This is a genomic window from Serratia sp. OLAL2, assembly GCF_002752475.1.
In the GTDB taxonomy this organism is placed as follows: Bacteria; Pseudomonadota; Gammaproteobacteria; order Enterobacterales; family Enterobacteriaceae; genus Serratia; species Serratia bockelmannii.
Window position 1 is genome coordinate 151,594 of sequence record NZ_MSTL01000001.1, and the last position, 22,902, is coordinate 174,495.

Annotated in this window: 20 protein-coding genes; 10 read left to right on the top strand and 10 right to left on the bottom strand. The window is 61.5% G+C overall.

Features of this window, described 5'->3' with window-relative positions:
- Nucleotides 1-9: 9 nt before the first annotated feature.
- Nucleotides 10-1,053, top strand: a complete 1,044-nt coding sequence (locus BVU99_RS00735) for a LacI family DNA-binding transcriptional regulator (protein WP_025304281.1) — start codon at nt 10-12, stop codon at nt 1,051-1,053.
- A 55-nt stretch (nt 1,054-1,108) separates the two neighbouring features.
- Here BVU99_RS00735 and exbD read toward each other — a convergent pair whose 3' ends face one another.
- Both exbD and exbB read right to left on the bottom strand, forming a co-directional pair.
- Nucleotides 1,109-1,531, bottom strand: a complete 423-nt coding sequence (exbD, locus tag BVU99_RS00740) for a TonB system transport protein ExbD (RefSeq protein WP_004937307.1) — start codon at nt 1,529-1,531, stop codon at nt 1,109-1,111.
- A 3-nt stretch (nt 1,532-1,534) separates the two neighbouring features.
- On the bottom strand, nt 1,535-2,512 hold the full coding sequence (exbB, locus tag BVU99_RS00745) for a tol-pal system-associated acyl-CoA thioesterase (RefSeq protein WP_080287144.1): 978 nt from the start codon (nt 2,510-2,512) through the stop codon (nt 1,535-1,537).
- A 431-nt stretch (nt 2,513-2,943) separates the two neighbouring features.
- Between exbB and metC the strand changes: the two genes are divergently transcribed.
- Both metC and BVU99_RS00755 read left to right on the top strand, forming a co-directional pair.
- Nucleotides 2,944-4,140, top strand: a complete 1,197-nt coding sequence (metC, locus tag BVU99_RS00750) for a cystathionine beta-lyase (protein WP_043142120.1) — start codon at nt 2,944-2,946, stop codon at nt 4,138-4,140.
- A 145-nt stretch (nt 4,141-4,285) separates the two neighbouring features.
- A complete protein-coding gene (locus tag BVU99_RS00755; protein ID WP_025304285.1) occupies nt 4,286-4,948 on the top strand; it encodes a DedA family protein in 663 nt (220 codons plus the stop codon).
- Between the two features lie 10 nt (nt 4,949-4,958).
- Here the strand turns inward: BVU99_RS00755 and BVU99_RS00760 are convergent, their stop codons facing one another.
- Nucleotides 4,959-5,879, bottom strand: coding sequence for a LysR family transcriptional regulator (locus BVU99_RS00760; RefSeq protein WP_025304286.1), 921 nt, complete (start codon nt 5,877-5,879; stop codon nt 4,959-4,961).
- Between the two features lie 107 nt (nt 5,880-5,986).
- Here BVU99_RS00760 and BVU99_RS00765 point away from each other — a divergent pair, with 107 nt between their 5' ends.
- On the top strand, nt 5,987-7,015 hold the full coding sequence (locus BVU99_RS00765) for an NAD(P)-dependent alcohol dehydrogenase (RefSeq protein ID WP_043142117.1): 1,029 nt from the start codon (nt 5,987-5,989) through the stop codon (nt 7,013-7,015).
- A 7-nt stretch (nt 7,016-7,022) separates the two neighbouring features.
- Here the strand turns inward: BVU99_RS00765 and BVU99_RS00770 are convergent, their stop codons facing one another.
- Entirely contained in the window at nt 7,023-7,940 is a 918-nt protein-coding gene (locus tag BVU99_RS00770) for an AraC family transcriptional regulator (RefSeq protein WP_025304288.1), read from the bottom strand.
- A gap of 196 nt (nt 7,941-8,136) precedes the next feature.
- Here BVU99_RS00770 and yqhD point away from each other — a divergent pair, with 196 nt between their 5' ends.
- The 3 genes from yqhD (at nt 8,137) to BVU99_RS00785 (ending at nt 11,161) form a co-directional block, all read left to right on the top strand.
- Nucleotides 8,137-9,300, top strand: coding sequence for an alcohol dehydrogenase (gene yqhD, locus BVU99_RS00775; RefSeq protein WP_025304289.1), 1,164 nt, complete (start codon nt 8,137-8,139; stop codon nt 9,298-9,300).
- A gap of 287 nt (nt 9,301-9,587) precedes the next feature.
- Complete coding sequence (dkgA, locus tag BVU99_RS00780; protein ID WP_016930128.1) at nt 9,588-10,412, top strand: 2,5-didehydrogluconate reductase DkgA; 825 nt, start codon at nt 9,588-9,590, stop codon at nt 10,410-10,412.
- 143 nt (nt 10,413-10,555) lie between these two features.
- Complete coding sequence (locus BVU99_RS00785; protein ID WP_025304291.1) at nt 10,556-11,161, top strand: transglycosylase SLT domain-containing protein; 606 nt, start codon at nt 10,556-10,558, stop codon at nt 11,159-11,161.
- A gap of 63 nt (nt 11,162-11,224) precedes the next feature.
- Here BVU99_RS00785 and BVU99_RS00790 read toward each other — a convergent pair whose 3' ends face one another.
- Together BVU99_RS00790 and BVU99_RS00795 are read right to left on the bottom strand one after the other, a co-directional pair.
- A complete protein-coding gene (locus tag BVU99_RS00790) occupies nt 11,225-13,393 on the bottom strand; it encodes a YgiQ family radical SAM protein (RefSeq protein ID WP_025304292.1) in 2,169 nt (722 codons plus the stop codon).
- Between the two features lie 80 nt (nt 13,394-13,473).
- Nucleotides 13,474-14,208, bottom strand: coding sequence for a GntR family transcriptional regulator (locus BVU99_RS00795; RefSeq protein WP_043142111.1), 735 nt, complete (start codon nt 14,206-14,208; stop codon nt 13,474-13,476).
- A gap of 657 nt (nt 14,209-14,865) precedes the next feature.
- Between BVU99_RS00795 and BVU99_RS00800 the strand changes: the two genes are divergently transcribed.
- Together BVU99_RS00800 and BVU99_RS00805 are read left to right on the top strand one after the other, a co-directional pair.
- Nucleotides 14,866-16,263 (top strand): cytosine permease, encoded by a 1,398-nt coding sequence (locus BVU99_RS00800; protein ID WP_049204426.1) that lies wholly within the window; start codon nt 14,866-14,868, stop codon nt 16,261-16,263.
- Complete coding sequence (locus BVU99_RS00805; protein WP_043142104.1) at nt 16,260-17,192, top strand: PfkB family carbohydrate kinase; 933 nt, start codon at nt 16,260-16,262, stop codon at nt 17,190-17,192. The genes BVU99_RS00800 and BVU99_RS00805 overlap by 4 nt, the downstream gene beginning before the upstream one ends.
- A 34-nt stretch (nt 17,193-17,226) precedes the next feature.
- On the opposite strand, the gene BVU99_RS00810 is transcribed toward BVU99_RS00805, so the two are convergent.
- Both BVU99_RS00810 and xapA read right to left on the bottom strand, forming a co-directional pair.
- Nucleotides 17,227-18,477, bottom strand: a complete 1,251-nt coding sequence (locus BVU99_RS00810; RefSeq protein ID WP_025304296.1) for a nucleoside permease — start codon at nt 18,475-18,477, stop codon at nt 17,227-17,229.
- Nucleotides 18,478-18,558: 81 nt separating this feature from the next.
- Nucleotides 18,559-19,380 carry a xanthosine phosphorylase gene (gene xapA, locus BVU99_RS00815; RefSeq protein ID WP_099816626.1) on the bottom strand — a complete coding sequence of 274 codons (822 nt, stop codon included), beginning with the start codon at nt 19,378-19,380 and terminating at the stop codon, nt 18,559-18,561.
- Between the two features lie 136 nt (nt 19,381-19,516).
- On the opposite strand from xapA, the gene BVU99_RS00820 reads away from it, so the two are divergent.
- Nucleotides 19,517-20,428, top strand: coding sequence for a LysR family transcriptional regulator (locus tag BVU99_RS00820; RefSeq protein WP_099816627.1), 912 nt, complete (start codon nt 19,517-19,519; stop codon nt 20,426-20,428).
- A 17-nt stretch (nt 20,429-20,445) separates the two neighbouring features.
- Here the strand turns inward: BVU99_RS00820 and ftsP are convergent, their stop codons facing one another.
- Together ftsP and BVU99_RS00830 are read right to left on the bottom strand one after the other, a co-directional pair.
- Nucleotides 20,446-21,861, bottom strand: a complete 1,416-nt coding sequence (gene ftsP, locus BVU99_RS00825) for a cell division protein FtsP (RefSeq protein ID WP_025304299.1) — start codon at nt 21,859-21,861, stop codon at nt 20,446-20,448.
- 132 nt (nt 21,862-21,993) lie between these two features.
- Nucleotides 21,994-22,728: a 1-acylglycerol-3-phosphate O-acyltransferase gene (locus tag BVU99_RS00830; protein ID WP_025304300.1), complete on the bottom strand. Its 735-nt coding sequence runs from the start codon at nt 22,726-22,728 to the stop codon at nt 21,994-21,996.
- Nucleotides 22,729-22,902: the final 174 nt, after the last annotated feature.

Consider the following 22,902-nt stretch of genomic DNA (forward strand, 5'->3'; position numbering starts at 1 on the left):
TGACTTCAGATGGCGTCAGTGAAAAAAAATAAACGCATTACCATCAGTGACATCGCCACGCTGGCCGGGGTGTCGAAATCGACCGCCAGCCTGGTGCTGAACGGCCGCAGCAAGGAATATCGGGTGTCCGACGACACCCGCGACCGCGTTCTGGCGCTGGCGCACGAACACCATTATCAGCCCAGCATCCACGCCCGCTCTTTGCGCTCCAACCGCAGCCACACGCTGGGGCTGGTGGTGCCGGAGATGACCAACTACGGCTTTGCGGTGATTTCGCGCGAGCTGGAAACGCTGTGCCGCGAAGCCGGTCTGCAGCTGCTGATCGCCTGCACCGATGAAAACCCGGCGCAGGAGATGATGGCGGTGAACAGTCTGGTACAGCGGCAGGTGGACGGCTTGATCGTCGCCTCCAGCCAGTTGAACGATGCCGAATACCAGAAGATCAACGCCGGGCTACCGGTGGTGCAGATGGACCGCCTGATCGCCGGTTCCGAACTGCCGCTGGTGATCACCGACTCGGTTAATGCGACCGCCGACCTGGTGGAAAAGGTCGCGCGCCAACATCCGGATGAGATCTATTTTCTCGGCGGGCAGCCGCGCATTTCGCCGACCCGCGATCGCCTCGCCGGCTTCCAGCTTGGCCTGGAGCGCGCCGGCATCACGTGCAAACCGGAATGGATCATCAACGGCAGCTACCACCCCAGTTCGGGTTACGAGATGTTCGCTCAGCTGTGCGCACAGCTGGGGCGTCCGCCCAAAGCGCTGTTCACCGCCGCCTGTGGCCTGCTGGAAGGGGTGTTGCGTTATCTGACGCAGCATCAGCTGATGGAGAGCGATATCCACCTGTGCAGCTTCGACGATCACTACCTGTTCGATTGCATGACGCTGAAGATAGATACGGTCGCGCAAGACTGCCGGGCGCTGGCGCAGCATAGCTTCGACCAGGTGACCGCGCTCATCGACGAGCGGCCGCTGGAACAGCATGCGCTTTATCTGCCGGGCCGCATCCACTGGCGCCATGCCGGTTCCCGGGCGTTGTTAGCCGGGGAGTGATATCTCAGTATCAATAAAAAAGGGCGCCTGAGCGCCCTTTATCGTTGTGCTGCCGCTACTTGGCGGCACCTTCCATGCCCACCAGCCCCACTTTCAGGTAACCGGCTTTACGCAGGGTGTCCATCACGCTCATCAGCGTTTCATAGTCCACGCTCTTGTCCGCCTGGAAGAAGATGGTGGTTTCTTTGTTCGCCTGAGTGCGTTGATCCAGCACCGAAGTCAACTGATCGGCATTCACCGGCTGATCGCCGACGTAGAGCTGCTTGTCGGCCTTCACCGACAGGAACACCGGTTTTTCCGGCCGCGGCTGCGGTTTGGCGGAGGAGGCCGGCAGATCGACGCGAATATCTACCGTTGCCAGCGGCGCGGCCACCATAAAGATGATCAACAGCACCAACATGACGTCGATAAACGGCGTCACGTTGATTTCATGCAGTTCGCCGCTGTCGTCCAGATCTTCATTTAAGCGCATCGCCATGACTCACCCCGCCCGCAGTTGGTGTGCGTGCTGTGAGCGCTTGGCTTCCGCCGTTGCGGCCAGATCCAGATCGCGGCCCTGCAGCAGCAAGACCTGCGCCGCCACGTCGCCTACCTGGGCGCGATGGCCGCTGATGACGCGGGCGAAGATGTTGTAGATAACGACCGCAGGGATCGCCGCCACCAGGCCCATCGCAGTCGCCAGCAGCGCCTCTGCGATGCCCGGCGCCACGACCGCCAGGTTGGTGGTCTGCGAATGGGCGATGCCGATAAAGCTGTTCATGATGCCCCAGACGGTACCGAACAGGCCGACGAACGGCGAGATGGCACCAATGGTGGCGAGGAAGCCGTTGCCGCGGCCCATGTTACGGCTGTAGGCCGCCACGCGGCGCTCGAGACGGAAACCGGTGCGTTCTTTGATGCCGTTGTTGTCGTTGGATTCCGCAGACAGCTCCAGCTCATTTTGCGCATCGTTCAGCAGTACCGCACTGACGCTCTCCGGGGAGAAGTTTTGCGCCAGCTCGGAAGCTTCATCCAGCGAGCGCGCTTCGGCCAGTGCCAACTGCTCGCGGCGCAGACGGCGCTTGGCGCGCAGCAGTTCACTGCCTTTAGCGAACAAAATGGTCCAGGTCACGATAGACGCCAGCACCAGGCCGATCATCACCGCTTTCACCACCGCGTCGGCGTGCTGGTACATGCCCCAAATGGACAGGTCCATGCCGCGGGTTTCCGGTGGCTGGATCGTCGGTGCCGGGTTCACCGGCGTGATGTTCTCCGGCGCGGCGGCTGCAGGTGCCGGCGCGGTGGTCGGCGCAACGCTTTCGGTAACGGCCGGATTGGCCGCCGGCGCTGCCTGCGCGCTGCCGGCCAGCCCCACGACCAGCACCATAGAAGCCATCAGGCTGCGGCCAAAGGCCTTGCCCCACTGCGCCCGGCCCTGGCCGAACGATCCTTGATTTAAATTCTTGCCAGCCGTTTTCACGCTGTGCCTCCACCCATTACCGATCAAAATTAAGGAATAATTCAGCGTGCGATCATATCAAACCAACCGGGGATTGATAGTAGTTCTCATTATTATTTACCAAATAAACGCGAAAATTTTAGCCAGCCCCGCGGCAAAGCGCCAATCCGCGCCCGTTCACCGCCAAACGCTCCTTTTATGGGGTTATTTCGTTACTTTTCTCCCACAACGGTGCAACAAGACCACCCTGCCGAACGACGTCTCGACCGATGAATGGGCTTCTCTCTCGCCGCTCGGCAGAAGGATGAGGCGAGAAATGCGCCGCTGACAGCCAATTATAGCCGTTTCTATATCCAGAAGTTAAAACGTCTGGATGGCTATATCAACTCATGCTAACGTAAGGGCTATCGTAAACGGGCACGTGCAGAGCAACCAGAGGTGAGCCAGGTACCATGACGTCAAAACACATCGAAACCACGCTGATCGGCGCCGGCCGCGGCAAACGCTACACCCAGGGCTCCGTCAATCCCGTCACGCAACGCGCCTCTTCTTTGGTCTTCGACTCCGTCGCCGCCAAAAAGCACGCCACCGCGCAACGCGCCCACGGCGAGCTGTTTTACGGCCGACGCGGCACGCTGACCCACTTCGCCCTGCAAGATGCGATGGTCGAGCTGGAGGGCGGCGCCGGCTGCGTGCTGTACCCCTGCGGCGCGGCGGCGGTGGCCAATGCGATCCTGTCGTTCGTCGGCGCCGGCGATCACCTGCTGGTCACCGGTTCGGCGTACGAACCGACCCAGGATTTCTGCACCCACATCCTCGGTCGCATGAACGTCAGCACCACCTATTTCGATCCGTTGATCGGCGCCGATATCGCCACGTTGATCCAACCCAATACCCGCGTGGTGTTCCTGGAATCCCCCGGCTCCATCACTCTGGAAGTGCAGGATATCCCGGCCATGGTGCAGGCCATTCGTGCCGTGGCGCCGGAGGTGGTGATCATGATCGACAACACCTGGGCGGCAGGCGTGCTGTTCAAGGCGCTGGATTTCGACATCGATATCTCCATTCAGGCCGGCACCAAATACCTGATCGGCCATTCCGATTACATGCTCGGCACCGCCGTCGCCAACGCGCGCTGTTGGGAGCAACTGCGCGAGTACTCCTATCTGATGGGGCAGATGGTGGATGCCGACACCGCCTACATGGCGAGCCGCGGCCTGCGTACCCTGAGCGTGCGCCTGAAGCAGCACGAGCGCAGCAGCATTGAGGTCGCCAACTGGCTGGCCGAACGGCCGGAGGTGGCGACGGTCAATCACCCAGCCCTGCCCAGCTGCAAGGGCCACGAGTTCTACCGCCGCGACTTCAGCGGCTGCAACGGGCTGTTCTCTTTCGTGCTGAAAGAGCGGCTGGATGATGCCCAGCTGGCCGCTTACCTGGACAACTTCAGCCACTTCAGCATGGCCTACTCCTGGGGCGGCTTCGAGTCGCTGATCCTGGCCAACCAGCCGGAAGAGCTGGAAGCCATCCGGCCGGCGGGCGGCGTCGATTTCTCCGGCACGCTGGTGCGCATACACATCGGCCTGGAGAACGTCGAAGACCTGATCGCCGATCTGGCGGCCGGTTTCGATCGCCTCAACGGCGTGCGCTAAGGCGGATTCCGGTAATTTTCTTCGTCTCGTTTAATGTCGGCTTAAGCTATTAGCGGTACACTAACCGGATAACTGTCAGATACGGTAACCGCCGCATCCTGGAGAACGTGACCCCGGGCGCAACCGGCATGCAACAGGACATAAAATGGATGTATTACGAGAGATTATTCATGCGCTTTGGCAACAGGACTTTATCGCCCTCGCCGATCCTAGCGTGATTTGGGTGGTTTATGCCGTGCTTTTCACCACCCTGTTTTTGGAAAACGGACTGCTGCCCGCCTCCTTCCTCCCCGGCGACAGCCTGCTGCTGCTGTCGGGTGCGCTGATCGCCAAAGGCGTGATGGGCTTTGCCCCCACCCTGTTGATTCTGACCGCCGCCGCCGGTCTCGGCTGTTGGCTGAGCTATATCCAGGGCCGCTGGCTGGGCCACACCGGCCTGGTGAAAGGCTGGCTGCTGCAATTGCCGGCGCAATATCACCAGCGCGCTCATAACCTGTTCAATCGCCACGGGCTGACGGCGCTGCTGATCGGCCGTTTCCTCGGCTTCGTGCGCACGCTGCTGCCGACCATGGCCGGCATTTCCGGGCTCAACAGTTCGCGCTTCCAGGTGTTCAACTGGCTGAGTGCGGCGATCTGGGTCTGCGCGCTGGTCGGCCTCGGCTACGCGTTCAGCCAAATCCCTCTGGTGAAACGCTACGAAAGCCAGGTGATGACCGGCCTGATGCTGCTGCCGCTGTTGCTGCTGTTCGTCGGCCTGCTGGGCGCCATGCTGGTGATCTGGCGTAAAAAGCGCGCCTCCTCCTCCTGATCCAGGCGCACTACAGCGCCTTCTCGACCAACGCCAGACTGGCGGGCAACTTGCTCACCAGCGTATCCACCGCCAGCCGCACCTTCAGCGGCAGGTGGGGCGTGTGTGGCCATACCGCATGCGCATCAAAGGCGGCGCCCGGCCGATCGCGCAGTAAGCGCACCAGCGCCCCGCTCAACAGCTGCTCACGCACCAGCCAGCACGGCAGCCAGGCGATGCCGAAACCCGCCGTCGCTGCATCCGCAATCGCCTGCAAATCGTCCATCTGCAACCGGTTATTCGGCATCACGTCCTGCGGTTTGCCGTTCTCGTCCAGCACCCGCCAGCTGCGCCGCGCGCCGGCGCGCATATAGGTCACCGCCTCGTGCTGAGCCAGTTGCTCAATGCTATGCGGTTCGCCGCACCGCTGCAGATAGGCCGGCGAGGCGCACAGCGTCATGCGGTGATCGCCGATACGACGCGCCACCAGCCCGCTGCTGTTGGCCAGCGTGCCGTTACGGATCGCCATATCGAAACCGTCCTCAATCAGATCCACCACCCGATCGCTGAATGACAGCTCCAGCTCCAGGCCAGGGTGCTCACGCGTCAGATCGGTCAGCAACGGCGCAATACACATGCGGCCAAACAGCACCGGCATCGACACCCGCAGCCGGCCGCTGACCTGCCGCTTGCCCGACTCCAGCAACGTTTCCGCGCTGCGGATCTCCTCCAGCGCCCGCAGGCAGCGCTCATAGAACAACGCACCGTCGTCGGTCAGGCTCTGGCTGCGGGTGGTGCGATGAAACAGCCGCACGCCCAGCCGCTGTTCCAGCCGGGCGATGGTTTTCCCTACCGCCGAACGCGACAGGTGCAGCCGACTGGCCGCCAACGCAAAACTGCCCGCCTCCACGGCGGTGACGAATACCGAAATGCCGCTCAATCGATCGCTCATGATTTGTCGCTCTGAAAGAAACAATCTGCGGAAATCTTATCGCCACTGGCGAACCTCTATCAACGATATTATCGACAGGTCGTTAATCGCTGACTTTGGAGAACATCATGACCGACACGATGCAACGCTGGACGATGGATACCCTGGGGCGTGAACACCTGCAGCTGACCACCGAAGCGATTCCGCAGCCGGGGCCACACGAAATCAGAGTGAAAGTGAAAGCGGTAGCGCTCAACTACCGCGACAAAATGATGATTGAAAGCGGCATGGGGCTGACGCTGCCGCAGTCGTTCACCCCCGCCTCTGACATGGCCGGCGAGGTCAACGCCGTCGGGCCCGGCGTCAGCCGGTTCCAACCCGGCGCCCGGGTCATCTCTACCTTCAGCCCCGGCTGGCTCGACGGCCGGCAAAAACCGTACGGCGATGCGCGCCAGGTGCCTTACCACACCCTTGGCGGCTTCTATCAGGGCGTACTGGCGGAATACGTGATTTTGCATGAAGACTGGCTGGTGGCGGCGCCGACGTCGCTGGACGACGCGCAGGCCAGCACCCTGCCGTGCGCCGGGCTGACCGCCTGGTTCGCGCTGGTAGAGCAAGGCAAACTGCATGCCGGCGAGACGGTGCTGGTGCAAGGCACCGGTGGCGTGGCGCTGTTCGCGCTGCAGATCGCCAAAGCGCACGGCGCCGAGGTGTACGTGACCTCCGGCAGCGATGAAAAGCTGGCGCGCGCCCGGGCACTGGGCGCCAGTCACGGCATCAACCGGCTGAACGGCGATTGGGTGGAGGCGGTTTATGCGCTGACGCAGGATCGCGGCATCGACCATGTGATCGACACCGTCGGCGGCCCGAATCTCGGCAACTCAGTACGCGCCGTGGCGGTGGGCGGCCGCATCTCGGTGATCGGCGTGCTGGCGGGCGCCGAGATTTCCGCGCCCGCCGGCCTGCTGCTGCTGAAATCGGCGCAGATCCAGGGCATCGGCGTCGGCCATCGCCGCGCGCTGGAAGATCTGGTGCGCGCCGTGGACGCCGTCAACCTGCAGCCGGTGATCGATCAGGTATACCGCTTCGACCAGCTGCCGCAGGCGTTGGATCATCTCGATCGCGGGCCGTTCGGCAAGATCGTTCTGACCCCGTAAACGCGGCTCAGCCCTCCAGCAGCAGCGGATTGGCATCGCGCAGCCGGGCGACTTCATCGCTCGGCGTCATGCCGAACAGCCGTTTGAATTCACGACTGAACTGCGACGCGCTCTCGTAACCGACGCGGATCGCCGCCGTGCTGGCCTTCAGACCGTCATGCACCATCAACAGGCGCGCCTTATGCAGCCGGTACGATTTCACGTACTGCAGCGGAGAGGTGTTGGTCACCGCCTTGAAGTTATGGTGAAACGCCGACACGCTCATGTTGACCTCGCTGGCCAACTGCTCGACGTTGAGATTGTCGGCATACTGATTTTCTATGCGCCGCAGCGCCTTGGCGATCTGGCTGAAGTGGGTATGTCGATTAACCAGCTCCTGCAGCGACGCACCGCAGGTGCCGCGCAGCACATAGTAGAGGATCTCGCGCACGATCTGCGGCCCCAGCACCCGGGCGTCGAGCGGCTTGGCCATCACGTCCAGCAGGCGTTCAGTGGCACACAGCAGCGCTTCCGTCAGCTCGGCCAGATTTACCCCGTTGCTCTCCGCCCGCGGCTGCATCAGGTAGTCGTCGTCGCCGATGTCGATCAGCAAATCCTGCAGCATTTGGGTATCGATATTGACCGCCAACCCCACCAGCGGCAACTCCGGGCTGGCGAAGGTTTCGCACTCGAACGGCAGCGGCACCGTCATCAGCAGGTAGTTGCGCGGATCGTATTGGAACACCTTGTTGCCGCAATAGCCGACCTTGTGCCCCTGAAAGATGATGACGATCCCCGGTTCGTACATTACCGGTTGACGCGGGCAGTGGCGATCGACATACAGGATCTTCACCCGCGGCACCGGTGACGACGTGTAGCCGTTGCCGGTGGCGATAGCCATCGCCTGGCGTGCCATGCGGCTGCGCAGCGCATCGATTTCAGTCACGGAAACACCCTCTTACAGTCAGAACGATTCGGCATAAATCATAATTTAAAGCTCTCCATTTCTACAGGCAGTTGTAGAAATAGGCAAGAACCAAACAGGAATGTGCATTGTGCGTTGCCGCCAGGTTCCTGACAATACGGGCCAGACACCTTTGCGCCGCGTTGGCGCCCGCCTGACAGAAAGAGAGAAATCAACCATGCAAAACTTCATTCTGCATACCCCAACCAAAATCCTGTTCGGCAAGGACCAAATTGCCGACGTGGCCGGCCAGATCCCAGCGGACGCACGCATCCTGATCACCTACGGTGGCGGCAGCGTGAAGAAAAACGGCGTGCTGGATCAGGTGTACAGCGCGCTGGCCGGCCGTGACGTGCGTGAGTTCTCCGGCATCGAGCCGAACCCGACCTACGAAACCCTGATGAAAGCGGTCGAGGTGGTGAAAGCGGAAAACATCGATTTCCTGCTGGCGGTCGGCGGCGGTTCGGTGGTTGACGGCACCAAGTTCATCGCCGCCGCGGCCCGTTATACGGCCGACAGCGATGCCTGGCATATTCTGCAGACCGTCGGCAGCCACATCGCCGACGCGGTGCCGATGGGCTGCGTGCTGACGCTGCCGGCCACCGGTTCCGAGTCCAACAGCGGCGCGGTGATCACCCGGAAGAGCAGCGGCGACAAACAGCACTTCTTCTCGCCGCTGGTGCAGCCGCGCTTTGCCGTGCTGGATCCGGTCGTGACCTACTCGCTGCCGCCGCGCCAGGTAGCCAACGGCGTGGTCGACGCCTTCGTACACACCCTGGAACAGTATCTGACCTACCCGGTCGACGCCAAGGTGCAGGATCGCTTCGCCGAAGGCCTGCTGCTGACCCTGTTGGAAGACGGCCCGCGCGCGCTGGCCGAGCCGGAAAACTATGCGGTGCGCGCCAACGTGATGTGGAGCGCTACCATGGCGCTGAACGGCCTGATCGGCGCCGGGGTGCCGCAGGACTGGGCGACCCACATGCTGGGCCATGAACTGACCGCCATGCACGATCTCGACCACGCACAAACGTTGGCCATCGTGCTGCCGGCGCTGCTGCACGAGAAGAAAGCGCAGAAGCGCGAAAAACTGCTGCAGTACGCTGACCGCATCTGGGACCTGCGCGAAGGCAGCGAAGACAGCCGCATCGACGGCGCCATCGCCGCCACCCGCGCCTTCTTCGAACAGATGGGCGTGCCGACCCGTATGGCGGATTATCAGCTCGACGGCAGCAGCATTCCGGCGCTGCTCGACAAGCTGCATCAGCACGGCATGACCGCACTGGGCGAGCATCAGGACATCACCCTGGACGTCAGCCGCCGCATTTATGAAGCGGCGCGTTAATCGCAAAACGGCGATTTTTTGCTAGGCTTTAGTCTCCGTCAGCCATTTTTCGCCGCATCCGGCGCCCGGCCGATCGCCGGGCGCCGTCGGGCGCCTCAGCGCGCCGCCGATCGTTTCGCACCCTTCGTCTTACCGCTCATTCGCAGGGAGAGCGGGGAGAGAATCGCCCTCCCGCCACCGCTGAAATTAGGCTGGCAAACCCGGCAACCGCCCATTTTGCCAACTAGAATTTATCTATAGCCGTTTCGGTGCCGCAGGCGCCGCAATCCGTACACAAGGAGATGCGCATGACAACGCAACAACCCATCATCAAACTCCACGATGGTAATCTGATGCCGCAGTTGGGTCTCGGCGTTTGGCAGGCGAGTATTGAAGAGACCACCCGCGCGGTCAGCAAAGCGCTGGAGATCGGTTACCGCTCCATCGACACCGCCGCGATCTACAAGAACGAGGAAGGCGTCGGCGCCGCGCTGCAGTCCAGCGCGCTGCCGCGCAGCGACCTGTTCATCACCACCAAGCTGTGGAACGACGATCAGGGCGATCCGCTGGCGGCGCTGGAAACCAGTCTGGAAAAGCTCAAGCTGGACTATGTGGATCTGTATCTGATCCACTGGCCGCGCCCACAGCAGGATCAATACGTCTCCGCCTGGCGCGAGCTGATCAAACTGCGCGAACAAGGCCTGGTGAAAAGCATCGGCGTATGCAACTTCCATACGCCGCACCTGCAGCGTCTGTTGGATGAAACCAACGTGGCGCCGGTCGTCAACCAGATCGAGCTGCACCCGCTGCTGCAACAGCGCCAGCTGCGCGCCTGGAACGCTACGCACCATATCGCCACCGAATCCTGGAGCCCGCTGGCGCAGGGCGGTGAAGGGGTATTCGACCAGCCGCTGATCAAGGCCCTGGCCGAGAAATACGAGAAAACCCCGGCGCAAATCGTGGTGCGCTGGCACCTGGACAGCGGTCTTATCGTGATCCCGAAATCCGTCACGCCGTCGCGCATTCGCGAAAACTTCGAGGTATTTGATTTCAAACTCGATAAGGACGAACTGGGCGAGATCGCCAAGCTGGACGTCGGCAACCGCCTGGGGCCGGATCCGGATACCCTGTAAACCCACGCTCAAGCCCTCTCCCGCCGGAGGGGGCTTTTCCTTCCCACACATTGCTCCTTTGCGCCGCCTGACGTTATGATGACGACGCCGGAGGCTCCGGCCACCGGTTAACGCCGTTAAAAAACAGACAAGCACGGAGCACCATGAAATTCTCTTTCTCACACGGGTCACGGCTGGGCATGCTTTGCATCATGCTGGTGCTGGCGGGTTGCGCCGGCAAGAAACAGCGCGTCAGCTACGATCGCCACGCCTTCGATAGCGCCATCAAAGACGCCGCCAGCGAATACGGCGTGGACGCCAAGCTGATCACCGCCATGATCCAGGTGGAGTCCGGCTTCAACCCTTCCGCAGTGAGCAGATCCAATGCGATCGGCCTGATGCAGCTGAAAGCCGATACCGCCGGCTGCGATGCCTACCGCTACAAAGGCAAACGCGGCTGCCCGGACGACGATGACCTGCGGGATCCCGACACCAATATCGATCTCGGCGCCGCCTATCTGGCCACCTTGCAAAAACAACAGCTTAAAGGGATCGCCAATCCCGTCACGCTGCGCTACGCCACCATCATCGCCTACGTCAACGGCACCGGCGCGCTGCTGCGCACCTTCTCCAGTAATCGCCAGCAGGCGATCGCGATGATCAACAACCTGTCGCCAGAAGCCTTTAACTGGCACGTGCGCAAATACCATCCCGCACCGCAGGCGCCGCGCCATTTGATGAAAGTGGAAGCCGCTTACGAACGGTTGTAATTAGCTAAAGTAAAAAGGAGAACCCGGGGGTTCTCCTTTTTGTTTGCGCACGCGGCGTGGTCGTTACGGCTTGGCCTTGCGAATCGGCTTGCGCGGCGGCCGGTTGGACGGCGTGCGCTGCCGATTAATATCGGTATGTTTGGTCAGCGCCGGCCGGGTGTGGCGCTGCAGCCGTTTCGCCTCGCGCTGCTCGTCGATGCTCGGCGCCGGCACCAGACACTCGCGGCGGCTGCCGATCAGGTGCTTCAGCCCCATCTCTTCCAGCGCGGTGCGGATCAGCGCCCAGTTGGCAGGATCGTGGTAACGCAGCAGCGCCTTATGCAGGCGACGCTGGCGCTCGCCGCGCGGCACCACCACGTCTTCACTCTTGTACCCCACCTTGCTCAGCGGGTTTTTGCCGCTGTAATACATGGTGGTGGAGTTGGCCATCGGCGAAGGATAGAAGTTCTGCACCTGATCGAGGCGGAAACGGTTCTTCTTCAGCCACAGCGCCAGGTTCACCATGTCTTCATCGCGGGTGCCCGGGTGCGACGAGATGAAGTACGGGATCAGGTACTGCTCTTTGCCCGCCTGCTTCGAATAGTGATCAAACAGCTGCTTGAAGCGATCGTAGCTGCCCATGCCGGGTTTCATCATCTTTGACAGCGGGCCTTCTTCGGTGTGCTCCGGCGCGATCTTCAGGTAGCCGCCGACGTGGTGGGTCGCCAGTTCCTTGATATAGCGCGGATCTTCCACCGCCAGATCGTAACGAACCCCGGAAGCGATCAGGATCTTCTTGATGCCCTCCAGCGAACGCGCGCGGCGGTAAAGCTTGATGGTCGGCTCGTGGTTAGTGTCCATATAAGTGCAGATCTCCGGATACACGCACGAGGCGCGGCGGCAGGTCTGCTCGGCGCGCGGGTTAGTGCAGCGCAGCATGTACATGTTAGCGGTCGGGCCGCCCAGATCGGAGATCACGCCGGTAAAGCCCGGCACCTTGTCGCGGATCTCTTCGATTTCGCGAACGATCGAATCTTCCGAACGGCTCTGGATGATGCGCCCTTCATGCTCGGTGATCGAACAGAACGAACAGCCGCCGTAGCAACCGCGCATGATGTTCACCGAGAAACGGATCATGTCATAGGCCGGAATGCGATCCTGGCCATAGGACGGGTGCGGCACACGCTGATAAGGCAGGGCAAAGACGCTGTCCATCTCCGGCGTGGTCAGCGGGATCGCCGGCGGGTTGATCCACACGTAGCGGTCACCGTGTTTCTGCATCAGCGCGCGGGCGCAGCCTGGGTTGGTTTCATGGTGCAAAATGCGCGAGGTGTGCGCATACAGCACCTTATCGCCCTTCACTTTCTCGAAGGACGGCAGCAGCACGTAGGTCTTCTCCCACGGCTTCGGCTTGGCGGCGCGCACCGTGACAGGCTTGGCTTCCGGCTCTTTCGGCTTGGCGCCGTCGGCGCACGGCAGATCCTCGCCGTACGGGTTCGGGATAGGTTCGATGCGGCCCGGCTTGTCGAGGCGGGTGGAATCCACGCCGCTCCAGCCCGGCAGCGCTTCTTTGCGCATCACCGCGGTATTGCGAATATCGTGGATATCGCCGATTTTCTCGCCGGCGGCCAGACGGTGCGCCACTTCCACCAGCGGGCGTTCGCCGTTGCCGTAGATCAGCATGTCGGCTTTGGAGTCCACCAGCACCGAACGGCGCACGGTATCCGACCAATAATCGTAGTGGGCGATGCGGCGCAGGCTGGCTTCGATGCCGCCCAACACGATCGGCACGTCTTTATAGGCTTCTTTGCAGCGCTGGCTGTAGACCAGGGTGGCGCGATCCGGGCGTTTGCCGCCGACGTTGCCGGCGGTGTAAGCATCGTCGTGGCGCAGTTTGCGATCGGCGGTATAGCGGTTGATCATCGAGTCCATGTTGCCGGCGGTGATGCCGAAGAACAGGTTCGGTTTCCCCAACCGCATGAAATCTTCTTTGTTGCTCCAGTCCGGCTGCGCGATGATGCCGACGCGGAAGCCCTGCGCTTCCAGCATGCGGCCGATGATCGCCATGCCGAAGCTCGGGTGGTCGACATAGGCGTCGCCGCTGATGATGATCACGTCGCAGCTGTCCCAGCCCAGTTGATCCATCTCGGCTCGCGACATCGGTAAAAACGGCGCGGTGCCATAACATTCCGCCCAATAAGGCTTATAGGAAAACAGTTCACGATCGGGTTGGATCAGGCTGGTGGTGCTCATTCTGCCGCTCTTTTTACAGGTTAATTAATCGCCGGGCGGCGATTATACGCACTAGTGACAAAAAGAGCATGGTTATTTCGCTAACCATTCACCTCGAATTCATAAACATCGCTGCGGCACAAGATATCACTGTACTCCAATGCCTCGCCCCGGGCGTTGCGGCTGGTCTGGATGATGTGCAACAACGGCGCGCCGCACGGTACGTTGAGCAGTTCGGCGACCTCGTCGCTGCAGGATACCGCCTTCAACAGAAAGTGTTTATCTTCAGGCACGATGCCGCGCGATTGCCATAGCGCATACAGCGAATGTTCCAGCTGCCCCGGTTCTGGCAGGAAGCGCGGCGGTATATAGGTAGTTTCCAGCGAGACCGGGCTGCCGTTCAGCAAGCGCAACCGCCGCAGTTTAATCACCTCGTCTCCCTCCGCCAGCCCCAGCGCCGCCGCGGCCTTGGCCGGTGCGCCGACCCGGGTGCGCAGCAGCCATCGATTGCTGACGCGGCTGCCGTGACGCAGCGCCTGAGCGGTGAAACCGCTGTCCTTATCGAGGGAATAACCAATGTGCATCGCCACGCGGGTACCGACGCCCTGCTGCCGCGAAATCAGCCCCTTCTCCTCCAGCAGCTTCATCGCCTTGCTGACGGTGACGCGCGACAGCGCCAGGCCTTCCGCCATCTGCCGTTCCGGCGGCAAAAACGCCTCCGCCGCCAACACCTGCTGCCTGATTGCAGTTTCTATCGCCGTCGCCAGCTGAATATAACGCGGCGCTACCGCCCCCTGCGCCAGATGGCCACGCAGCCAGGCCATAAAATCCGTCATTCGCCCGCCCTCCTGCTTATGCCATTTGTCTGAATTTCATTTTTATCCTATCGCCTGTCCAGCGATAAGCCCCTCACCTTAACTAAAATATCGCTAATGTTTTCAGAGTGGCATCACAATTTTTGCCTAATGGACTTTCATTGGATCTAGATCGCGCGTAATCTGTGCTTATTGATGTTGATACATCAATAGCACCAACACCAGGGACCCACTTTAAAAACAATAAAAAACCCGCTGCCAGCCCTAAAGGATACCCTTGATGGCCGGCAGCGGGCATATACTGCCAGCACAAACGGCCGATAATAAGCAACGGAGCTAATGGATAGCTTGCTCACGGCTCATAGCCGCGTCACAGGATCCTATCGCGTGAGCGAACCGGACTGATGTCGGCAAATAGAAACGTACCCGCTTCGCCAACCCCCGCTGCAGACCCACTCTTTGGCTACACTCATTGGCGCCGTGCGGCCGACGTGCCTCACCCGATAAGGCGGATACCGCCCTCATTTTGACAGACCTGGCGGTCTCAGCCGCTACACACTGCGCGGAATCAGCGTCGTCCCCCAACAACGGGATAGCCGGCCTCAACCGCGCCAACGGAATCGATTTTCAGTCAACTGCGGCGGCCCTCGCGGCCCTGCGCAACAGGGATCATTTGCTATGACCGATATCAATCGCAATGAAGCATGGAAGGTAGAGAGCACCGGTATCGACCGGGTGCCGGACGCGGAGCAGACCGGCAAGCCCATCGAGCTATTTTGGATCTGGTCGGCGGCCAATATCGGCATCCTCGGCGTGGTGTACGGCGCCATCATCGTCGGCTTCGGCTTATCTTTTCTGCAATCGGTACTCGCCGCGCTGGTCGGCGTCGCCAGCTTCGTGCTGGTCGGCCTCACCAGCTTCGCCGGCAAGCGCGGGCGCACCTCTACGCTGACGCTGTCGCGAGTGATTTTCGGGCTGAAGGGCAACGTGGCGCCCACCCTGTTCAGTTGGATCAACCTGATGGGCTGGGAAGCGGTCAACGTGATCACCGGCACCCTGACGCTGGCGGCGCTGTTCGAGGCCTTCGGGTTGGGGGCCAGCCACCTGCTGACCGCGCTCAGCCTATTGTTGTTCGGCGGGCTCACTGTCGTCGTCAGCCTGCTGGGGCAAAATACCGTGGTCTGGATGCAAAGCTGGTTCAGCCGCATCTTCGGCACCATGACGCTGATCGTGGTGCTCTATATCCTGTTCAACACCGAGTGGAGCCAAGTGTTGGCGCTGCCTTCCGGCAGTTGGTTGACCGGCTTCCTGCCGGCGGTATCGGTGATCGCCGCCGGCACCGGCATCAGCTGGGCAATCGCCGGCGCCGATTACAGCCGCTATCAAAGCCCGAGCTCGTCGAGCAAAGGCATTTTCGCCGCGGTGATGGGCGGCGCCTGTTTGCCGCTAATGCTGCTGATGCTGGCCGGTATTCTGCTTTCCGTGCAGCTGCCCGATCTGGCCAGCGCCGCCAACCCCATCGCGCTGATTGGCTCGGTGCTGCCCGCCTGGATGGCGATCCCTTATCTGCTGGCCGCCACCGCCGGCATCGTCACCATCGCGGTGCTCAGCCTGTATTCAGCCAGCCTTAACCTGCTGACCATCGGCGTGCAGGTCAAACAGTGGTTGGCGGTATCGATCGACGCGGTCGTGGTGCTGGGCATCGCCCTGTATGTGCTGTTCATCTCCGGCGACTTTATGGGGCCGTTCATCTCCTTCCTGGTGTTCTGCGGGGTGTTCCTGGCGGCCTGGGAGGCGATTTTCCTGCTCGATTACCTGTGCCTGCGCCGTCGCCACGGGTATGATGGCAACGCTTTGTACGGCCTGCATGGCCAGAACCGCGGCGTGCGCAAAGCCCCGCTGTTTTGCTGGTTCCTCGGCGCCCTGTGCGGCCTGCTGGTCACTAAAACTGGTTTTATCGACGGCCCGCTGGCCAAAGGCTTGTTTGCCGATTCCAGCCTGGGGCTGTTTGTGTCGTTTGCGGTGAGTCTGATCGCTTACGGTCTGTACCTGACCCAACGCAGAGAACATCAATGAGTGAGTGGGAAGCTGTAACACCTGTCCTGGTGATTGGGGGCGCGGTCGGCGATCTGGTGATGACGCTGCCCCGCCTGCCGACCAGCGGCGAAGATATCGAAGCCCAGCCGCAGGCGCGGCAAATCGGCGGTTGCGCGTTCAACGTGGCGCGCGCGCTGACGCGCCTTGAAGTGCCGGTGATCAACGGCATGCCGGTTGGCAACGGCGAATGGGGCGCGGCGATCGAAGCCGCCATGGGCGAACTGGGGCTGGAGGTGCTGTTGCGCCACGGCCAGATGGACAACGGCTGGTGCCTGGCGCTGGTGGAGCCGAACGGCGAACGCACCTTCATCACGGTTTCCGGTTGCGAAAGCCAATGGAATAAAGCGCAGCTGGCCACGCTGCCGCTGACGGAACACACCCTGATCTACGCCAGCGGCTACGAGCTGGCGGGCGAAAACGGCGAAGCGCTGCGCGAGTGGCTGACGCGCATGCCGTTCGACCAACCGCGTCTGATCGATCCCGGCCCGCGCATCGCCCAGCTCAGCGAAGATTTCTTCGCTATGCTCAGCGACAGCCACACCCTGCTGACGCTCAACCGCGCCGAAGTGGCCGCGCTGTGCGGCGCCGGCGACGCGGTGGAGGCCGCGCAGCGCTATGCCGCCGCCCGTAACCTGACGTTGATCTGTCGCCTGGATCGCGACGGCGCCTGGATCTGCGACGGCCGCACGCCGCCGCTGCACATTCCCGCCTATCCGGTAGACGTGGTCGATACCATCGGCGCGGGCGATGCCCACTGCGCCGGTTTGTTGGCGGGCCTGTCCGCCGGCTGGCCGCTGCCGCAGGCGGTCGATCTGGCCAACCGGGTCGCCGCTTGCGTGGTGGCCAGCCTCGGCGCCGCCAATCCGCCGGACCGGCACCAACTGCAACAGCGCTTCCCTCAGGCCTGACGTTTCAAGGCGCCGTCACTCGGCGCCTTCTGCCTTAGTGCGCCGCCGCCGCGCTCTCCTGCGGCGAGTGGCGATAGTTGAAGCTCAACGCGAACACAATCCCCAGTACCAGTGTATACAGCGCAAACACCAGCCAGATGCTCTGCCAGTCTTTCACGCCGTCATGACTGAAGAAATCCACCACTTCGCCGCTGGCGAGCGCACCCACATAGGCGCCCAACCCGTTCACCATGGTCATGAACAGCCCCTGCGCGCTGGCGCGAATGCGGTGATCGGCCTCTTTCTCGACGAAGATGGCGCCGGAGATATTAAAGAAGTCGAACGCACAGCCGTAGACGATCATCGACAGCAGCAGCAGAACGAAACCAAAGCCGACCGGCGTGCCGTACGCCAGGAACAGGAAACGCAGCGTCCAGGCCGCCATGCTGATCAGCATCACCTGCTTGATGCCGTAACGGCGCAGGAAGAAGGGAATGGTAAGGATAAAGAACACTTCGGAGATCTGCGACAGCGACAGCAGCACCGCTGGATACCTGACGCTGAGGCTGTCCTGATACAGCGGATTGAGCGACAGATCGTGCAGAAACGGGTTACCGAAGGTATTGGTTATCTGCAGCGCCGCGCCAAGCAACATGGCGAACAGGAAAAACAGCGCCATGCGCCGCTGGCGGAACAACACCAGCGCATCCAGCCCCAGCACGCTCACCCAGCTCTTCGACTCGGCCGCGCGGTTGGTCGGGCAGCGCGGCAGCGTCAGCGAATAGGCGGACAGCAGCAGCGACGCCGCAGAAGCCAGATACAGCTGCAGATTGCTGAGCTCGATTTGGCTAAAGCCGACCAACCACATCGCCAGAATGAATCCCACGGTGCCGTACACCCGCACCGGCGGAAAGTCCTTCACCGTGTCAAAGCCGTGCTTCTCGAGGCAAAAATAGGAAATGGCGTTGGAGAGCGCGATGGTCGGCATATAGACCATGGCGTTGAACAGCATCACCCAGAACATCAGCATCGGTTGCTCGACCTGCGCCGCGCAGTACAGCGCCAGCGCCCCGAACAGGTGGCAAAGCGCATACAGGTAGTTGGCCTTCATCCACCGATCGGCGATGATGCCCGCCAGCCCCGGCATGATCAGCGCGGCGATGCCTTTGGCGCTGTAGACCATCCCCACCTGCATGCCGCTGAAATGCAGCGTGTTGATCATGTAGGAGCCCAGCGTCACCAGCCAGGCGCCCCAAATAAAGAACTGCAGGAAAATCATGACTTTTAATCGTGTTTTTATCGCCATCGCCATCACCTTGTTATTATGCTTTCAACGATGATTGGTGCGGCGGGCCCCCTGCAGCCCGCCGCCGGTTTGCTTGCGGTCTTACAGCGTTTTGAACAGCTCGCGGATAAGGCGCATGAAATCGTCCGCCGCCAGCGCCGCGCAGCTGAGCGTTTGTTCATGGGAGAGCGGCGTGTCCGACAACCCTTCGGCGTAGTTGGTCATCGCGGACACCACCAACACCTTGAGACCGCAGTGGCGCGCCGTCAGGACTTCCGGCACGATCGACATGCCCACCACGTCGCAGCCCAGGGTCCGCATCATGCGGATCTCCGCCGGCGTTTCGAAATTCGGCCCGGTGTAGGCGGCGAATACCCCTTCCGCCAGCGGGATGCCCGCGCTTTCGGCCACCGCCGCCAGTTGGGCGCGCAGATCGCGATCGTAGGCGTTCGCCAGGCTGAAGAAGCGCGGCCCGAAGCGCTCGTCGTTGGCGCCGACCAGCGGCGATTCCGGCATGAAGTTGATGTGATCGGTAATGGCCACCAGGCTGCCCGGCGCCACCGAGCGGCGCAGCGAACCGGCGGCGTTGGTCGCCAGCAGGAATTCGCAGCCCAGCAGTTTGAAGGTGCGCACTGCGGTGGTCATCACCTGCATGCCGCGTCCTTCATAGAAATGACCACGCCCTTTCATGCACAGGACCGGCACGCCCTCCAGCTTGCCGGCGACCAGTTGCCCGGCGTGGCCGGCGACGCCGCTCACCGGGAAACCCGGCAGCTCCGCGTAGTCGAGGGTGACGGTTTCGGTCATCACCTCCGCCAAAGCGCCGAGCCCGGAGCCGAGAATCAAGGCCGCTTTCGGCTGGAAGCCCGGCAAACGGGTGCGGACGACATCGGCGCAGGTAAAAGCATCTTCTTGATTAAACATCGTATTCTCTCTTTCAGCGGGGGATAATAATCCCCATAGTAGAGAGCGAGGCGCGGCCGAGACCAATACATTCTTGGCGGCCGATTTATTCCATTTACCTATAAGTTGAGCTGCGTCACAGGAGGCGTTACCCCGGATGAACCCGCCCCAAGCCCTGCCCGATCCCGGCCGGATTAACTTCCGCCTGCTGCACTATTTCCGCGTGGTGGCGGAAGAGATGAACTTCACCCAAGCGGCGCGACGGCTGAATATGTCACAGCCGCCGCTCAGCAAGCACATCAAGGATCTGGAAAGCCAGCTCGGGGTGGTGCTGTTCAAACGCACCACCCGCTCCATGACGCTGACGCCGGCCGGCCGCACGCTGCTGCGCAACGTCGAGCGACTGCTGGATCAGGCCGACAGCGCGCTGCATCAGGTGCAACAGATGGGGCGTGGCGAAGGCGGCCATATGGTGGTCGGTATGGTCGGCACCTCGGCCTGGGGCGGCCTGATCGCGGCGCTGCGGCGATTCAGCGAGCGGAGCGCCGGCGTCACCTGGTCGTTGAACGAGCTGACGCCCAGCCAGCAAATCATCACGCTGCAAAAGCGGCATATCGACATCGGGGTCTGGCGAGAGGCACAGCAACAGACGCTGCCGGGGTTGACCTGCCAACGGTTGGCAAGCGAAAGCATCGCCGTCGTGCTGCCGCTTGATCATCCGCTGGCGCAGCAGGAAAACATTCCGCTGGCGGCGCTGCAGAACGATAGCTTCATCGTGCTGCCGCCGCATGAGGCCAGCCTGGGGCTGTATCTGCACAATCTGTGCCTGCAGCAGGGATTTTTGCCGGACGTCGCTTATCAGGTTAACGAGCCGCAAACCCTGCTGGCGCTGGTGGCGGAAGGCTGCGGCATTACGCTGCTGCCGGACAGCTACGGCCGCATTCCGTGGCCCGGCGTACGCTTTTGCTCGCTGCAACAGGCGCCGCCGGCGGATCTGTACGCGGTTTACCGCGCAGACAGCGTCACGCCGGTGGTGCAGGCCTTCCTGGAGATGCTGCGGGCGCCCTAAGCGGCCCGCAGAGCGGGTTACATTGTCGGCTGTACCATCAGCTGGCCGGCGGTGCCGCGATCGGCCATCTCCAGCGTCTGGCTGTAATACAGGAACGGGAAGTGTTCGGAGGTAGGTTGGTTGAAATACACCAACAGCTCGACGTCGCCATCGACCCAGACGGTGTCCTTCCAGCCGCGATCTTCCGCCATCGGCTGCGCGCCGTTGACGCGTTTGATCAGGAACTGCACGCCCTGAATATGGAACGACTGCGGCGTATCCGCGTGAATGTTCCAACGTTCCCAGGTGCCTTGCTGTGCCTGTACGTCGATGCGGTTCATGTCCCAAATCGCGCCGTTGATGCCGGCGCCGCCGTCGCCCAGGCGGAAATCGCGGGTGCGACTGGCGCTGCCGTCCAACAGCTGATCCGCCAGCAGGCGCATCGGCAGGTTGTCGGTCACCAGCGGCAGCAGGCCGGTCGGGCGCAGCGTCAGCACCTGGGTGGACACCAGAATGCTCGACGGCTCGAACAGGCCGCGCAGGCGATCCATGATGCCCGCCGCTTCACCGGCGGTGATGGTCACCTCCTCGCCCTTCGACATGTCGATCAGCACTTCCCGGCGTTCGCCCGGCGCCAGCGAAAGCTGTTGCACCGCGACCGGCGCAGGCAAGAAGCCCTGATCGCTGGCGATCACGTTGAACGGCCGCCCGTCGCTGAGCTGCAGGGTATAACGCCGCGCGTTGGAGGCATTTAGAAGGCGCAAACGCACCCAGCCGCGCGATACGTCGACATACGGGTTTTGCACGCCGTTAACCAACAGCGTATCGCCGACAAAGCCGCCCTGCGACGGCGCGTCGTATTGTGGCGTGCCGAAGTTATCGAAGCGTTTGTCTTGAATGATCAACGGGAAATCGTCGACGCCATAGTGGTTGGGCAGCGGCAGCGCTTTGCTGACGGCATCCTCCACCAGCCACAGCCCGGCCAACCCGTTGTAAACGTGCGGCGCCATACGGTTTGGGGTGTTGGCGTGGTACCAGCAGGTAGCCGCCGCCTGACGGATGGGCAGCACCGGCGACCAGTCAACGTTGGGTGACATCATGCGCGGCGCGCCGCCCATCAGGGTGCCCGGCACCTGCAGACCGCTGATGGTCATCGCCACCGGCTCCTGCAGACGGTTGCTGTAAATCAGTTTGACGTCGTCACCGCTGTAAACCCGCACCGTCGGCCCCAGGTACATACCGTTGATGCCCCACACCGCCGCTTTGCGGTTATCCATAAACGCCCAGTGGGCGCGCTGCAAGGTCAGGAACAGCGGCTGACCGCGGCGAGACTCCAGCAGCGGAGGAATGGGTAACGGGGTCTGCGTTCCGCTCGCTTCAGCCCTCAGCGGCACGGCGCCAGCGCACAGCGCCAGGCCCGATGCCTGTAAAAACTGACGTCGACTGAGTGACATATCTTCTCCATGAAAAGCAATAACTAAACCGTGTGCAAAACCCAAACGCCCGCCAATCAAGATTAGCAGGCGTTCAGGCGTTAACGGCGCTGAACGCCAATTAAAACCTTATTCTTTGAAGCCGGTAGACTCTTATTTTTTGGCGGCGTTGCGCTGGGCGACTTCAGCGTCCAATTCGGCGATTTTCGCCTCCATCAGCTCGCGGCAATGGGCCGCCAGCTCGCGCACGTTTTCTTTGCCGTATTTGCTGGTATCCACCGGCGCCAACATCTCGACGATCACATGCCCGTTATTCCAGCGATTAAGATTTATATTACCGCTGGTGGTGGATACACAGATCGGTACAATCGGCACGCCGGCGGCGATGGCCGCGTGGAACGCGCCGGTTTTAAACGGCATCAGCCCACGGCCACGGCTGCGGGTTCCTTCCGGGAACATCCAGATAGAAATGTCTTTCTTTTTGAACTGCTCCGCCACCTGGGCGATGGTGCCGTGCGCCTTGGCGCGATTATCACGATCTATCAGCAGATTACCGGTCAGCCAATACAGCGGGCCGAAAAACGGGATCCATACCAGACTTTTTTTACCGACGGTCACGGTGCGCGGCTGCACAATATTAGAAGCCGTCACCATGTCGTAGTTATTTTGGTGGTTGGCGATATAGATGCACTTGCCGTTGTTGGCCGCATCGGCCGGCACGCGGGTTTCAACCTTGATGCCGAACAGCGTCGACAGGCGGCCGAAAAGATGGCCGAAGGTCGCCACATGGCGGGGGTTGCGCGGGCTGAACAAGCAATAAATAGAACCGAAAATACACACCAGAATACAGAAGAGAGTGGCGAGAACGGCACGCAAAATCAATAACATAACAACCTCATTAGCACACTGCCAACGCAGTTTACTTCGCTGCGCAGATTCCTTTACTCATTATTTGCCGGCCGGGCGATAAGCACGCCCATGTCGCCCGCATTTCTCGCTATTTTCCTGCCAGGCGGCAGTACGCACAATAATTTTATGCGCAGAAATGTTAACTATTTGGAA

Coding starts and splice junctions, on each gene's coding strand:
- BVU99_RS00795 (WP_043142111.1), bottom strand. CDS start 14,208: ATGACGGATTTTATGGCCTGGCTGCGTGGCCATCTGGCGCAGGGGGCG.
- BVU99_RS00810 (WP_025304296.1), bottom strand. CDS start 18,477: ATGGCGATAAAAACACGATTAAAAGTCATGATTTTCCTGCAGTTCTTT.
- BVU99_RS00735 (WP_025304281.1), top strand. CDS start 10: ATGGCGTCAGTGAAAAAAAATAAACGCATTACCATCAGTGACATCGCC.
- exbD (WP_004937307.1), bottom strand. CDS start 1,531: ATGGCGATGCGCTTAAATGAAGATCTGGACGACAGCGGCGAACTGCAT.
- BVU99_RS00830 (WP_025304300.1), bottom strand. CDS start 22,728: ATGTTATTGATTTTGCGTGCCGTTCTCGCCACTCTCTTCTGTATTCTG.
- BVU99_RS00785 (WP_025304291.1), top strand. CDS start 10,556: ATGAAATTCTCTTTCTCACACGGGTCACGGCTGGGCATGCTTTGCATC.
- metC (WP_043142120.1), top strand. CDS start 2,944: ATGACGTCAAAACACATCGAAACCACGCTGATCGGCGCCGGCCGCGGC.
- yqhD (WP_025304289.1), top strand. CDS start 8,137: ATGCAAAACTTCATTCTGCATACCCCAACCAAAATCCTGTTCGGCAAG.
- BVU99_RS00755 (WP_025304285.1), top strand. CDS start 4,286: ATGGATGTATTACGAGAGATTATTCATGCGCTTTGGCAACAGGACTTT.
- xapA (WP_099816626.1), bottom strand. CDS start 19,380: ATGTTTAATCAAGAAGATGCTTTTACCTGCGCCGATGTCGTCCGCACC.
- BVU99_RS00800 (WP_049204426.1), top strand. CDS start 14,866: ATGACCGATATCAATCGCAATGAAGCATGGAAGGTAGAGAGCACCGGT.
- BVU99_RS00760 (WP_025304286.1), bottom strand. CDS start 5,879: ATGAGCGATCGATTGAGCGGCATTTCGGTATTCGTCACCGCCGTGGAG.
- BVU99_RS00820 (WP_099816627.1), top strand. CDS start 19,517: ATGAACCCGCCCCAAGCCCTGCCCGATCCCGGCCGGATTAACTTCCGC.
- BVU99_RS00765 (WP_043142117.1), top strand. CDS start 5,987: ATGACCGACACGATGCAACGCTGGACGATGGATACCCTGGGGCGTGAA.
- BVU99_RS00805 (WP_043142104.1), top strand. CDS start 16,260: ATGAGTGAGTGGGAAGCTGTAACACCTGTCCTGGTGATTGGGGGCGCG.
- dkgA (WP_016930128.1), top strand. CDS start 9,588: ATGACAACGCAACAACCCATCATCAAACTCCACGATGGTAATCTGATG.
- ftsP (WP_025304299.1), bottom strand. CDS start 21,861: ATGTCACTCAGTCGACGTCAGTTTTTACAGGCATCGGGCCTGGCGCTG.
- BVU99_RS00790 (WP_025304292.1), bottom strand. CDS start 13,393: ATGAGCACCACCAGCCTGATCCAACCCGATCGTGAACTGTTTTCCTAT.